This is a genomic window from Hymenobacter segetis (assembly GCF_054776495.1).
Map to the genome: position 1 here is coordinate 995,418 of NZ_BAAHBV010000002.1, position 13,654 is coordinate 1,009,071.

Genomic DNA, 13,654 nt, shown 5'->3' on the forward strand with positions numbered 1-13,654 from the left:
TTCGGCCACCTGGCAATGTTACGTCGCCGTTGCCAACCAGCGCGCTACTGTTCAGGCTGGAACGTATTTTTGCGCGTCGATTTATTCTCTGCCCATTATCCGAACCAATTATTTTTTGTGGCTACGATTCTGACCCCGCCCCCCCTGCCCCATCCCGTTGATGCCCCGCGCCCGCCGGCCCGGCCGCGCACCTGGCCAGCCGCCTGGGCTTCAATAAGTTTCCGCCTGCGGCTGGGCGCGGTGCTGCTGGGCCTGCTGGGGCTGCTGCCGGTGGTGCCGGGCTTCTACCATTTCATCCAGGCGCGCCCCGGCCAGCGGCTGTCCGACCCGCTGCTGGATTTGCTGCCGGTGCACGACGTTTCGATGCTCACGTTCGCGCTGATTTACGGGGCCATCGCGGCCACGCTGGCCTACCTTCTGCCCCGGCCGCAACGGCTTTTGCAGGCACTGTGGGCCTATTATTTCCTGCAACTGATGCGGATGGTCACGCTCTGGCTGCTGCCGCTGGAGCCGCCCACCACCCTGGTCATCTTGCACGACCCGGTGATGGACCGCATTTTTGAAGTAACCACCCAGCCCATTGTGCGCGACCTATTTTTCTCGGGCCACACCGCCACCATGGTGCTCCTTACCTTGGCCGGCCGGGGCCGCAAGTGGCACTGGGTGCTGGGCCTGATGAGCATGACCGTAGGCCTGCTGGTGCTGGTGCAACGCGTGCATTATTCCTACGATGTGCTGGCCGCGCCATTTTTCGCCTGGGCCGCCTACTGGCTGGCCGGGCGAATTACGAAGCAGAAAGGCAGCTTCGCCGATGCGAATTAGATTTCTCCAGACAGAAAAAAGGCCGTTCGGAATCACCGAACGGCCTTTTTTCTGTCTTACAATTTGCTAAAACTCTACAAATACTTCTCGTAAATCCCGGCCGCAATCTTCTCCACAATGCCCTTGGGCACCAGACTGGTAAGGCCGGCCGACACCTTGTTGAGCACGCCGGGGATTATTTCGGCCTCACCGGCCAGCAGGCCGTTCACTGCAGCCAGGGCCACGGCTTCAGGCGTCATCGAGACTTTGTTGGCAGTGGCTTGCAGCTCGGCACCCATGCCGGCGCGGTCGGCAAAGCTGGTGGTGGTGGCACCGGGGCTCAGGCAGGTCACTGAGATATTGCTGGTTTTGAGTTCGTAGCGCAGGCCGCGGCTGAAACTCAGCAAAAATGCCTTGCTGGCGGCGTAGAGCGAGAGCGAGGGCACGGCCTGATAGGCGGCGGTGCTGGCCACGTTCAGGATGTAGGCTTTCGGAGCTTTGTGCAGGGTAAGCAGCAGGGCGTGGGTGAGGGCCACGGGCAGGTGCATGTTCAACTGCATCATGTTTTGCTGCTCGGTTAGGCTGAGCTGCTCAAAGCGACCCCAGAGGCCATAGCCGGCGTTATTTACCAATATGGCCAGCTGGTCGGCTTGCTGATTGGCCCAGGCGGCCACGGTTTCGGCAGCGGCGGGGGCGGCCAGGTCGGTGGCCAGCACGTGGGCCTGGCGTTTGTGCCGGGTACCGACTTCCAGCGCCAGGTTGGTGAGTTGGTCTTCGGACCGCGCCACCAGCAGCAGGTCGTAGCCGCGCTGGGCCAGCAGAAGGGCAATGGCGCGGCCAATGCCGCGCGAAGCGCCGGTAACGAGGGCGTAGGCCATTTTTTCGAAGGTGATATTGTCGTATTATTCTTGCTATAAGGCCGTCATGCTGAGCGGAGTCGAAGCATCTCTACCGCGTAACTAATCCCTTTCAATTGGATTACTCTTCGCGGTAGAGATGCTTCGACTCCGCTCAGCATGACCGTTCTTTTTCTCCGCCTATTCTACTTCACCAAATGCAAAAAGCGCAGGTAGAACGGCGTGGGGCTGTCCTCGCTCTTGGGCTGGTACTTGCCCGAGATGATGGGTACGTACATCACGCGGCGGCGGCTTTCGGGGCCTACCAGCGGCGATTGGGCCACGCGGTGCCACATGCGGCCGTCGTGCACGGTGAGGTCGCCGGGCTCGGTTTCGATGGCCACCTCGTTGGGGTCGTAGAACACGTCCTTGTAGTATTTCTTGCGAAACAGCATCTTGTGCAGGCCCTGGCGGTGGGTGCCGGGAATCACGCGCAGGCCGCCGTTGGTGGCCTTGGTGCCGTCGAGGTGCAGGCCCACGTTGAGCATGGGGCCGATGCGCTTGCCGTAGAACACGTCGCGCAGCGAGTCGGTGTGCCAGCCCATCTGGCTGAATTCGGAGCCGGGTACGTTCACGTAGTGGTTCACCACGAGGCCGTCTTTCTCGTTCTCGCCCACGCGGCCGCCTTCGGCTTCGAGGAGCGGAAAAAGAGCCTTAAAACGGTCATCTTGCAGCAATTCGTGCAACACGGGGTGGTGCTGCGAGGCGAAGGCGAAACGCTGCACAATGCGCGAGCCGTCCACGTCGTGGCCGTATTTAATGGGCACGCCGTTCACTTTTTCTACGCCTTCGGCCAGCCATTTGGCTTGCACATCCTCGGTCGCTTTGAGGATTTGCTGGACGTATTCGGGCGAGGCGAAGGGCCGGAAGTGAAGGAAACCGTATTTGGTAAAAAAAGCCCGCTGCTCGGCGGTAAGGGTGCTGCCGAGCGTGAAGCGTGGATAGTCAGAGGATAGGGCCATAACAGGAAATTGGCGGCCGCCGGGTATTCCCGGGCGACACACAAAGGTAATACGTCCGGCGCGGCCCCTGCCGGTTTTTGGGCGGGGGCATCCGGGCAGCACGGCGGCTATAACCGCGCCGCCGCATGGTAGTTTCGGGACGGCAAATACGAAATCAACGGGTGAACAGATGGTGAATACCCGCTTCAGGGCGCGCCTGCGCTGACGGCAATTGCGAGGCAATGCTTTAATGGTCAGCACGTATTCCAGCACTATTCCCCGCGCCGGGAACCCGCCACCGGAACAGCGCCGCACAAGAAAAGGCAAATAAGGCCGTTGCAGAAGCCGCATTAGCTGCGAAAATTTCTATCTTTTCCCGCTTCTTTCCGCTTGGCCATGCTCCTGCTACCCACTTTCAATGCCGCTTTGCAGCCGTGCACCGTTGGGCCCACGGCTTTCCGTACCCATCCGCAAGGGCAATTTTGCGATAGCTGCCAGCGAGTGGTGCAGGATTTCAGCCAATCAACAAACCCTGTGGCTGACCTAGCCGCCGCCCGCGCCGCCGCGCCCGATGGCCGGGTGTGCGGCAGCTTTCGGGCTGCGCAGGTGCAGCAGACTCTGCCGACACTGACGCGGCGCATGAAGTGGTTTCTGGTGGCGCTGGTGCTGGTGGTGGGCCAGGGCTTTACGGCGCATGAAGCGCTGGCGCAGGTGCGGCGAACTACAATTGATTACACGCAGGAAGTTGCTAAGCCGGAACGGGAGCGGCTTGCCGAGGCAAAGCGCGACTCACTAGCACGCGCCTCATTAATATTAGATGAGACAAGTTTGCCACCGTTTTTGGGGATGGTAGTCGAGCAAGTCCCACGTTTTCGTGGCGGCGGCACCAGTTCACTGATTAAGTATATTCAGCAGCATCTAAAGTGGCCTTCTCATGCTGACACAGTCCACGTAAGCGGACGGCTATTTATCATTTTCACAGTGGGCGAAGACGGTTTGGTGCACAATGCTACCGTGGTCAAAGGCCTACATCCGCTGTTTGACGACGAAGCATTACGCGTAGTGCGGTCACTAAAAGGGTTTGAACCGGCCAAGCAGAACGGCAAACCGGTGAGTATGAGCCTAACGCTACCTGTTACATTTGAATCAAAATAGAAGTAGCCATTTCGTCTATTCCTAGCCCATTACCTTGTCTTTTACGGGAATTACTATTTGGACATTCTGCCCAAAATTCCCCACCTTCACCCCTGCTCTCCGCACCGCTCCTAATTCCCACTTCCCCCACCCTCTCCGCCCTATGGTTTTCACGCCCAGCCCCATGCTCCTCAAGCTGCTTTACACCCGCGGCAGCCTGCACAACCTGCCCGAAAACGCGGGCGTGGCCTTTAGCCTCAAAAACCGGCTCGATACCGTGAAGGTGACTGGTTTCAAGCAGGTGCAGATTGGCGAGGTGCTGGTACCGGCCGAGAAAATCCGGGTCGATTTGGGCAACGGTGAGCAGCGCGCCGCTACGGCCATCGATGCCGACGGACAGGCCGTAGAGCTGCCCGTGGGCCGCGCCATCACGGTGATGCTCGACATGCCGGCCCTGCCGGAGGGTATCCATCCGGTGCAGATGTGGTTTTCGACCGATGCCTTTGGCGACCTGCACGTGGAGGTGGAAGACGCCATTGTGGGCGTGGCCAGCTCCAAGCCCCGCATTCCGCGCTCCGAGGAAGACGACTATTCCGAGGCCGCCATCGCGGCCCGCCAGCGCTTCGCCGAGCAGTTTTCGGAGAAGGAATTCAAGCACCTCAAGCACTACTCCTTCGATGCCCACCAGCTGCAGGGCAACTGCGAGCATTTCATGGGTGTGGCCCAGATTCCGGTGGGCCTGGCCGGGCCGCTGACCGTGAATGGCGAGCACGCCCAAGGCGATTTCCTGATTCCGATGGCCACCACCGAGGGCACCCTTGTAGCGAGCTACAACCGTGGCATGCAGGTGCTGAACCTATGCGGCGGCGTGAAATGCACCGTGGTGGGCGACGCCATGCAGCGCGCCCCGGTGTTCGTGTTTGATGATGCGCGCGGGGCGCGGGACTTTGGCAAGTGGGTGGAAGACACCATTGACCAGATTCGGCCGCAGGCCGAAAGCACCTCCAGCGTGGCCAAGTTGCAGTACATCGACACGTATTTGAGCAACAAATTCGCCTACCTGCGCTTCAATTTCAGCACCGGCGACGCGGCCGGGCAGAACATGGTGGGCCGCGCCACCTTCGCCGCCTGCTCCTGGATTCTGGAGAACTACAAGGGCGCGAAAGTGGAGCACTTCTACCTCGAATCGAACTTCGCCACCGACAAAAAGGCCTCCCAAATCAACGTGATGCGGACCCGGGGCAAGCGCGTGGTGGCCGAAGCCGTGATAAAGCGCGACATCCTGATGCAGCGCATGCGCGTGACGCCCGAGCAGCTGGCCTACCACGGGCAAGTGAGCAACGTGGGCGCGTTCATTTCGGGGGCCAACAACAACGGCGCGCACTCGGCCAACGGCATCACGGCCATGTTCATCGCCACGGGGCAGGACGTGGCCAACGTGAGCGAATCCTCGGCCGGCATCCTGTATTCGGAGGTGAACAAGGACGGGGATTTGTACATCAGTATCACCATTCCGTCGCTCATCGTGGCCACCCACGGCGGCGGCACCGGCCTGGCCACCCAAAACGAGTGCCTGCAAATGCTGGGCTGCGTGGGCCGGGGCACGGTGCGCAAGTTTGCCGAAATAGTGGCCGGCGTGGTGCTGGCCGGCGAGCTCAGCCTGGGCGCGGCCATCTCCAGCTCCGACTGGGTGAGCAGCCACGAGCAGTATGGCCGCAACCGTTAAACGCCACGGGGCCAACCCGTCTTTTTCCTTTCCATTTTCTACATGACCACTACCCAAAAACTTGGGGCCGGCCTGCTACTGACCGGCCTGTTACTGGCCTCATCCGCCCACGCCCAAACCCAGCGCGACCTCACCGAAATCGGCATGGACCTCTACCAGCGGGCCAACGCGCCCGATGCCCTGGCCCGTATGCGCAAAGACCTGGTGAATGCCCCCGAGGCCTACCTCATCAGCGTGGACCAGCCGGGCACGCTGGTGTTGCTCGACAAGCGCCAGGTGCGGGTGCCGGCCCTGAAATACAATGTGGCCCTGCGCCTGCTGGAAGTGCGCGACTCGACCGGCAGCCACGTGTGGCCGCCCGGCAGCCTCGACGGCTTTTACCTGGGCCGGGGCAGCGAGGCGCGGCACTTCCGCAGCAAGATGGTGCGCAACGGCAGCACCCGGCTCGACTTTGCGGAGGTGCTGACGCAGTCCGACAACAGCCCGCTAGTCTTGGCCCTGCAGCACAGCTACCACCACGAAGATGCCCAGCTCGACCCCATTCTGCACACCGAAACCCGGCCGGAGCACACCGAAATCGGCCAGACAGTGCTGGCCGGCACCGACCTCGTGGCCAAAGAACCGCTCCGGGCGGTGCTCCTCACCCAAAAGAATGTGACCCAACTCTTTGGCTCACGGGCTTCCGAAGTAGCGGCCTGGGCGGCCAAACAATCCCTGAGCTACACCGACCTGGGCCAGGTGCTGCGCATGGTAGAATATTATAACCAACTGTCTTTCAAGCAGCCGTAGCGCGAACTACAAAGTGCGCGCTACTCCAGGCCCAGGCTGGCACGGTGCTTGAAAATGCGCTGCACCGGAGCGCAACCGCCTAATTATCGTATTTTTGACGCCCCCTGTACTATTCACCATTTTTTAGTGCTTTTAGTGAGACCCCACCTCTACTTATTTGCTATTTTCTTACTTGCCGGCGCACAGCAGGCCAATGCCCAGGCCGCGAAGGAGCAGGCTGAAGCCCGCACCATTTACGCCCAAAGCAACCGCAACCCCACCGCTGCCACCCTGCGGGCCGGCCTGAAAAGCCAGGCCACCGGCTTCCTCGGCGATGGCAGCTTCCAGCCCGGTGCCCTGCGCACGTTCGACGGGCGCTACCGGCCGGTGCCGGGCCTGCGCTTCCACGCCGGCATGCGCCTGCTCGAAGCCCAGGATTCCATCAACACCGATTCGACGCACCTGTGGCCCGTGGGCAGCCTGCGCGGCTTCGATATCGGCGAGATGGGCGGCACCGGGGCCGATGCCCTGCGCCGCTTCCGCCCCCGCCTGGTGAAGGAAGGCAGCGCCGGCACCCGCCGCGAATTTGTGGAAGTGCTCACGGCCGTGGATGCCGGCCCGCTATTGCTGGCCCGCATTTATTCCTCGGGAGCCGATGCGGTGGCCGGCCGCCTCTCCATGGCCCCCATGCTGCTGGTCGGCGTCGGCAACGAGCCTACCGAGCCGCTGCACCCCATCACGCTCAACCAGACCGATGTTCTGCGCCTGTTTGGCAAGCGCGAAGGCGAAATCAGCACCTTCGCCAACGCCCAGCACCTGCAATACGACCAGCCCGCCGACGTAGCCAAGATGATTGACCGCTACAACCGCGTGGCGGTGGTGAAGTAGCAGGCTTCGACTCACGTTAGAGCATCAAAAAAGCCCTTTCTGCGCGTGCGGAAAGGGCTTTTTTGATTTTGCGTGCAGCTACAGTGGGTCGGCCGTTACTTTAAAGCGTGTGTCCGAACGGATGGTGAGGGAATCCATAATAAAGTAATTCGGCCGCTGCCGGCTGTACACCGTCAGCTCGTACGTATCCGCCTTCAGGTAGTCATCGAGGCGGTCGGTGGTTGGAATAAGCGTCAGCGTTTTGGCACCCTTGGGCGGATTGTAGAGGTGCGCGAGCAAAACCCGGTTATTAGCCTTGGGCGTATTGATGTAAACCCGCAGGGTATCGAGGAAGTCGAAGTTGAGCGCGGCCGGGCTAACCAGGGTAAGCTGCATCTGGTCGAGCAGCACGTTTTTGACCTTGTCGCGGGCAGTCTTGTTGTTGCGAAACGAGGCTTCCGAATTCGTGATGATGGATACCGGCCGGGGCAGGCCCGTGTAGAAAATGCTGGGCGGGGGGATTCGGGAGTTCTGCGACACATCCACGGTAAACGTCAGGAGCTGGTCAAGCAGGCTCTTTTTGCAACCGAACACCGTCAGCAGCACCAGTACGGGGGCGAGGAAAAGTAGCTTCTTCATAGATTGTCGGGCTATTGATGAGTAGGGTCGATATACGTAGCTTGGTCGCTAAAGAGTTCGGGGGCAACCGCTACGGTAGTTCTTCAAAGTTACAACGAGCAGCTTAGTCCATCATATCCGCCGATTTGGGCGGGTCGGGCACGAAGCCGGGGTTCCAGCTCATCGGGTAGCGGCCGTCCACGTATTGCAGGGCCGTTTCGGTGAGGTAGAGCGGGCGGAAGGTGTCGAGCATCACCGCCAGCTCGTGGGTTTCCTTTTTGCCGATGCTGGCCTCCACGGTGCCGGGGTGCGGGCCGTGCGGCAGCCCCGTGGGGTGCCAGGTAAAGGAGGCCAAATCAACCCCTTTGCGCGACATGAAATTGCCAGCCACATAGTACAGCACCTCGTCGGAATCGACGTTGGAGTGGTTGTAGGGCGCAGGAATGCTGAGCGGATGATAATCGAACAAACGCGGCACGAAGGAGCAGATGACGTAGTTATGCCCCTCAAACGTCTGGTGCACGGGCGGCGGCTGGTGCAGGCGGCCGGTTATCGGCTCAAAATCGTGGATGCTAAAGGCGTAGGGGTAGAAATAGCCGTCCCAGCCTACCACGTCGAACGGCGAGTGCGCGTAGGTCAGCTCGTGCAGCAGGCCCTCTTTCTTGGTGTGAATCACGTAATCGCCCTCGGGATATTCCTCAGTAATCAGCTCGCTCGGCGGGCGCATGTCCCGCTCGCAGTAGGGAGAGTGCTCCAACAGCTGGCCGAAGTGGTTGCGGTAGCGCCGCACGGTCTCTACCGGGCTGAACGACTCGATAATCATCAGTCGCACCGGTCCTTCCTCGAAGTGCAGCTGGTGGATTACGGTGCGCGGCACCACCACGTAGTCGCCGGGCTCGAAGGCCACTTTGCCCATCTGGCTCCACAATTCGCCCCGGCCTTCGTGCACGAAAATCACCTCGTCGGCCTGGGCGTTTTTGTAGTAATAATCCATCCGCTTATCCGTGGGATTGCAGATGGACATGGTCACGTCGGCGTTGCCGAGCAGCGTTTGGCGGGCGGCCAGGTAGTCGCCGCCGGTGCTGGTCTGGGCCAGCGTGCGCAGGTGCTCGGGCTGGAGCGGCCGGTCCTTAATCAGCTTCGGGGCAAAAGGTTTGGGTGTGCCCACATGCTTAATCTGAGTCGGCGGGTGCACGTGGTAAAGTAGCGACGACACGCCGTGAAACCCGAGCGTGCCCACCAGCTGCTCCGAATACAGGGAGCCATCGGGCTGGCGAAACTGGGTGTGCCGCTTGCGCGGAATCTGGCCGAGGCGGTGGTAATGCGACATAACGAAGAGGGGTGGGATTGGAACCGTGAAGTTACGGGCTGCCGCCTGTCATTGCGAGTGAAGCGCAATGACAGGCGCTCCGCTACTTCCCCAGCAGCGCCAGCTGCGCGGTGCTGTCGCTCACCACGTGCAGGGCGCGCTGCAATTCGGCATCCTGCTCGCGCAGCACGGTGTAGTAGGCCACGGTGCCGTAGGCGCTGCGGGCAATGTAGGCCTTGAGCTGATTGCGCAGCAGCGGCGTGCAGCGGCGCACGGCGGCTCCGTCGGCCGTCACGCCATCCTGGGCGGCCTGGGTGGTCAGGCTCAGCAGCTGCGCATCCGAGATGCGGAAGGTGGCATTGAACTGCTCGAAGCGCAGGCCTTCCAGCTCGGCTTTGTGGCTCTGGTAAAAGTTCAGAGCGAAGGCGCGGGCCACGCCGTGGCTCAGCAGCTTGGTGAAATAGACGGAATGGGCGACAGAATCGCGCGGCACAAACACATCCGGCATGATGCCGCCGCCGCCGTACACGGTGCGGCCGTGGTCGGTGCGGAATTGCAGGGCCTTGGAAAAATGGATGCTATCAGCCGATTGCATCTCGCCACGAGCCGAGCGGCCGCTCAGCTCGGCGCTGTATTCGGCGTAGTTGGCCCCGTAAGGTTTCTGGATGGAGCGGCCGGCGGGCGTATAGTAGCGGGCAATGGTGAGGCGCAGTTCGCCGCCGTCGCTCAAGGGAATAGGCTGCTGCACGAGGCCTTTGCCGAAGGTGCGGCGGCCCACCAGCGTGGCGCGGTCGTGGTCCTGCAACGCGCCGGCCACTACTTCAGCGGCCGAGGCGCTGCCTTCGTCCACGAGTAACACCAGGGAGCCTTCCTCGAATTCGCCGGCTACTTTGGCGTAGGTCTGCGAGTCGTATTGGTCGCCCTTGCCGTCGGTGTACACGATTTTGCGCGAGCCGGCAATGAACTCATCGGCCAGGCGGGTGGCGCGGTCGAGGTAGCCGCCGGGGTTGCCGCGCAGGTCCAGCACGAGGCGGGTGAGGCCTTGCCGGCGTAGGTCGGCCAGCGCGGCTTTGAATTCGTCGTAGGTATTCGAAGCGAACCGGCTCACTTTGATATAGCCCGTCTGGTCATCAACCAGATACGCGGCATCAATCGAGCTATTGGGAATACGGCTGCGGGCAATGCTAAATCGCAGGGGCTGGCCCTGATGCCGGCGGCGCAGCTCAATAGCCACGCTGCTGCCCCGGGGGCCGCGCAGCAATTGCGAAAGCTGCCCGGAGGTGAGGCGTGCGCCCGATACGCGCTTGCCGCCGATGCTTAGAATCTGGTCGCCGGGCTGCACGCCGGCCTGCTCGGCCGGGCCGCCGCTGAGCGGGGCCACCACCGTCACGGTATCGCGGAAGGTGTTGAATTCGACGCCAATGCCGTCGTAGTCGCTTTGCAGGAAGGAATCGGTTTTTTCGCGGTCGCGGGCCGGGATATAGACCGAGTGCGGGTCGAGCTTTTCCAACATCTGGGTCACGGCGTAGTCGGCCAGGCCTTCGGTGTCCACGGAGTCGGCGTAGTCGCGGTCCACGTAGCTCAGGATTTCCTTGAAGCGCAGGTAGCCCCGGGCCGTAGCGTCGGGGTTTTCCGACGAGGGCCGGAAGGGATTATTGGCCACTAATACGCCGCAGCCCATGGCCAGCACCAGCAATAAGCCTTGCCGCAACCAGCCGCGCCGCCATGAGCTGGCGGGCACACCAGTTGCCTGGTTAGCAGGGGTAGAAGTGGGCATAGGAAATAAGCGTAGAGTTAATAATCAATAGGATAATATTAGATGGGATTCAAAATTATTGAAATTTTCCCAGTTACAAAGGATGAAAGGTAGCCATTTCTGCATTTCTTTAATTTATGCAATAATCTAAAACAAAAGAGCTAAACGCCGGTGTTTTTACTGGCAAATCACAATTTATAATTTCCAGCTTAGCCATTTTAACATGAATCAAATTTATGATTTTACCCATAAATTTTCGGATGGCTTTCGCCCAGCCCGGGTCTTTGCCCGTTGGATGGGGCTTTTTCCGGTCTGAGCGCGGCGGTAGTCAGAACTCGCAGCAAATACGGCCGGGGTTGCCCGGCGGATTGGGAGCTTTTGGCCCGCCGTATCTTTGCACCCAGCCACAATGGCTGGCTCTTTTCATTTTCTTCGTTTTACATAGCCACCACATGGGTCGCATCCTCGCCATCGACTACGGAAATAAGCGCGTGGGCCTGGCCGTGACCGACCCGCTGTGCATGATTGCCTCGCCGCTGGAAACCATCCACAGCAAGGATTTGCTGACCTACGTGAAGGCCTACCACCTGCGCGAGCCCCTGCGGGCCGTGGTGGTGGGCATGCCCCGCACGCTGCTCAACGAGCCCACCGACGTGACCAGCGCCGTGGTGGGCCTGCTGCGCACGCTGCGCCGTGAGTTGCCCGAGTTGCCCATTCATGAGCTCGACGAGCGGTTTACCTCGCGCATGGCCCACGCCACCATGCTGGCCGGTGGCCTCGGCCAGAAGGCCCGGCGCGACAAGGCGACGGTGGACCGCATCAGCGCCACCATTATTCTACAATCATTCCTCGAATCACCGCTGATGCGGGAAATATAGTTGTTTCGTTAAACGTCATGCATCGGCTGCGCTCAGCATGACGTTCTGTTTTAACTGACCATTACCATGATTTACTCCATTGTTGCCATCGGCGACCCCGTCCTCAAGACTAAAGCCAAAAACATTGCTGCCGACCTGCCCGCCGCCGAGCTCCAGCAGCTGATTGCCGACATGTACGAAACGATGTATTCGGCCCACGGCGTGGGCTTGGCAGCACCCCAGGTGGGCAAAGCCGTGCGGCTGTTCGTGATGGATTCGGGCCCGATGGTGGAGCTGGACGAGGAAGACCTGGCCGAGCTGGAAGAAGGCGAAGTGCCCGAGCCGCCCATCAAGCGCGCCTTCATCAACCCGCAGATGGTGAGCGAAACCGGCGAGGAATGGGGCTTCGAGGAAGGCTGCCTGAGCATCCCCGGCGTGCGCGAGCTGGTGACGCGCCACGCTGATATCGTGCTGCGCTACGAGGACGAAAACCGCCAAGTGCACGAAGAGGCATTTTCGGGCATGGCCGCCCGCGTTATTCAGCACGAGTACGACCATTTGGAAGGCATCCTGTTCACTGATAAGCTCTCCGGCTTCAAGAAGCAGCTGCTGAAGGGCAAGCTGGCCCGCATCAGCAAAGGCGATGTGCGGCATGACTACCGCATGAAGTTTGTGGGTGAGGGGCGGCGGCGGTAGAAGCCAAACTTGAGTGTATTAACCTGTCATGCTGAGCGAAGCCGAAGCATCTCTACCTCAAGACTATTCCTTTTAATTAAGATTAGTTGTGCGGTAGAGATGCTTTGACTCTGCTCAGCATGACTGTTTTAGCGAAACCTGGTTTAGTGAATTCCGAAGCTGGTTCCGTACCTTGTTAGCCGTGAAAAAATACGGCTACCTGCTCCTGATTTGTTTGCCCCTGCTCTTCGTTGCCCGCCAGGCGCAGGCGTGGGGCTTTTTTGGCCACCGACTACTGAACCGACTGGCAGTGTACACGTTGCCGCCGGGCATGATTGGCTTCTACAAGGCCAACATTGATTACCTGACGGTGAACGCCACGCGGCCCGACTCGCGCCGCACGGTGGTGCCCGGCGAGGCCCCCAAGCACTTTCTCGACGTGGACCGGTATGGCGACAGCGCCGAATTTAAGCTGCCGCGCAAGTACGCCGACGCCGTGGCCCGCTACGGCGAAGACTCGCTGCTGCGCCACGGCATCGTGCCATGGAACGTAGTAAGCATGAAAAATCAGCTCACCGCCGCCTTCAAGGCCAAGGACACGGACCGGATTCTGAGCCTCTCGGCCGACCTGGGGCACTACGTGGCCGATGCCTGCGTGCCGCTGCACACCACCCGCAACTACAACGGCCAGCTCACGGGCCAGCGCGGCATTCACGGGCTGTGGGAATCGCGCCTGCCCGAACTACTAAGCGCCGACTACGACCTGTTCAGCGGCAAGGCCGAGTACCTGGAGCGGCCCAGCGACGCGATTTGGGCAGCTGTCATCCGCTCGCACGCGGCTGTTGATTCGGTGCTGCGGTTTGAAAAACAGCTCACGGCCGAGTATCAGGAAGACCAGAAATTTGGCTACGAGCAGCGCGGCAGCCAGACGGTGCGGGCCTACTCGCGCGATTTCAGCAAAGCCTACCACGCCCGGCTCAATGGCCAGGTGGAACGGCAGCTGCGCTACGCGGCGGCCCTCATCGGCGACTTCTGGTTTACCTGCTGGGTGGACGGCGGCTCGCCTGATTTGCGCCAGCTGCAATACACGCCCTCGGCCAAAGAGCAGCAGCGCCTGGAACTGGAAGCCAAGCAAACGGCCGGCGCACCGGCTACGTCCGCGCCCGGGCATGACGAGTAACGCCTGTCATTGCGAGGCAGAACCGAAGCAATCCGTCCTTTTCTCAGCAACAAACCCTAAAACGTGCTAACCGAAGGTCAGCACTTAAGAAAATGTCTGGTTTTGAAAGGACGGATTGCCGCGCTG

The 13,654-nt window shown here is 60.7% G+C and carries 13 protein-coding genes; 8 read left to right on the forward strand and 5 right to left on the reverse strand.

Going from position 1 to position 13,654, the window contains the following annotated elements:
- Positions 1-117 precede the first annotated feature (117 nt).
- On the forward strand, positions 118-822 hold the full coding sequence (locus tag ACYU70_RS14735; RefSeq protein ID WP_342298221.1) for a phosphatase PAP2-related protein: 705 nt from the start codon (positions 118-120) through the stop codon (positions 820-822).
- Positions 823-896: 74 nt separating this feature from the next.
- Here ACYU70_RS14735 and ACYU70_RS14740 read toward each other — a convergent pair whose 3' ends face one another.
- Together ACYU70_RS14740 and ACYU70_RS14745 are read right to left on the reverse strand one after the other, a co-directional pair.
- Positions 897-1,679 (reverse strand): SDR family NAD(P)-dependent oxidoreductase, encoded by a 783-nt coding sequence (locus ACYU70_RS14740; protein ID WP_342299952.1) that lies wholly within the window; start codon positions 1,677-1,679, stop codon positions 897-899.
- A gap of 164 nt (positions 1,680-1,843) precedes the next feature.
- Complete coding sequence (locus ACYU70_RS14745) at positions 1,844-2,659, reverse strand: phytanoyl-CoA dioxygenase family protein (protein ID WP_342299953.1); 816 nt, start codon at positions 2,657-2,659, stop codon at positions 1,844-1,846.
- A 375-nt stretch (positions 2,660-3,034) separates the two neighbouring features.
- On the opposite strand from ACYU70_RS14745, the gene ACYU70_RS14750 reads away from it, so the two are divergent.
- The 4 genes from ACYU70_RS14750 (at position 3,035) to ACYU70_RS14765 (ending at position 7,154) form a co-directional block, all read left to right on the forward strand.
- Positions 3,035-3,793, forward strand: coding sequence for an energy transducer TonB (locus ACYU70_RS14750; RefSeq protein ID WP_342299955.1), 759 nt, complete (start codon positions 3,035-3,037; stop codon positions 3,791-3,793).
- 142 nt (positions 3,794-3,935) lie between these two features.
- The gene (locus tag ACYU70_RS14755) at positions 3,936-5,498 is read left to right on the forward strand and encodes a hydroxymethylglutaryl-CoA reductase (protein WP_342299957.1); all 1,563 of its coding nucleotides are present in this window, start codon (positions 3,936-3,938) and stop codon (positions 5,496-5,498) included.
- Positions 5,499-5,540: 42 nt separating this feature from the next.
- Positions 5,541-6,287, forward strand: coding sequence for a hypothetical protein (locus ACYU70_RS14760; RefSeq protein ID WP_342299959.1), 747 nt, complete (start codon positions 5,541-5,543; stop codon positions 6,285-6,287).
- 135 nt (positions 6,288-6,422) lie between these two features.
- On the forward strand, positions 6,423-7,154 hold the full coding sequence (locus ACYU70_RS14765; protein WP_342299961.1) for a hypothetical protein: 732 nt from the start codon (positions 6,423-6,425) through the stop codon (positions 7,152-7,154).
- A 78-nt stretch (positions 7,155-7,232) separates the two neighbouring features.
- On the opposite strand, the gene ACYU70_RS14770 is transcribed toward ACYU70_RS14765, so the two are convergent.
- The 3 genes from ACYU70_RS14770 to ACYU70_RS14780 form a co-directional block, all read right to left on the reverse strand.
- Positions 7,233-7,772 (reverse strand): hypothetical protein, encoded by a 540-nt coding sequence (locus ACYU70_RS14770; RefSeq protein ID WP_342299963.1) that lies wholly within the window; start codon positions 7,770-7,772, stop codon positions 7,233-7,235.
- Positions 7,773-7,875: 103 nt separating this feature from the next.
- Positions 7,876-9,081: a homogentisate 1,2-dioxygenase gene (locus ACYU70_RS14775; protein WP_342299964.1), complete on the reverse strand. Its 1,206-nt coding sequence runs from the start codon at positions 9,079-9,081 to the stop codon at positions 7,876-7,878.
- An 82-nt stretch (positions 9,082-9,163) separates the two neighbouring features.
- Positions 9,164-10,837 carry a S41 family peptidase gene (locus ACYU70_RS14780; RefSeq protein ID WP_342299966.1) on the reverse strand — a complete coding sequence of 558 codons (1,674 nt, stop codon included), beginning with the start codon at positions 10,835-10,837 and terminating at the stop codon, positions 9,164-9,166.
- Positions 10,838-11,268: 431 nt separating this feature from the next.
- On the opposite strand from ACYU70_RS14780, the gene ruvX reads away from it, so the two are divergent.
- The 3 genes from ruvX (at position 11,269) to ACYU70_RS14795 (ending at position 13,528) form a co-directional block, all read left to right on the forward strand.
- Positions 11,269-11,694, forward strand: a complete 426-nt coding sequence (gene ruvX, locus ACYU70_RS14785; protein WP_342299968.1) for a Holliday junction resolvase RuvX — start codon at positions 11,269-11,271, stop codon at positions 11,692-11,694.
- A gap of 66 nt (positions 11,695-11,760) precedes the next feature.
- A complete protein-coding gene (gene def / locus ACYU70_RS14790) occupies positions 11,761-12,369 on the forward strand; it encodes a peptide deformylase (protein ID WP_342299970.1) in 609 nt (202 codons plus the stop codon).
- Positions 12,370-12,550: 181 nt separating this feature from the next.
- Complete coding sequence (locus ACYU70_RS14795; protein WP_342299971.1) at positions 12,551-13,528, forward strand: zinc dependent phospholipase C family protein; 978 nt, start codon at positions 12,551-12,553, stop codon at positions 13,526-13,528.
- Positions 13,529-13,654: the final 126 nt, after the last annotated feature.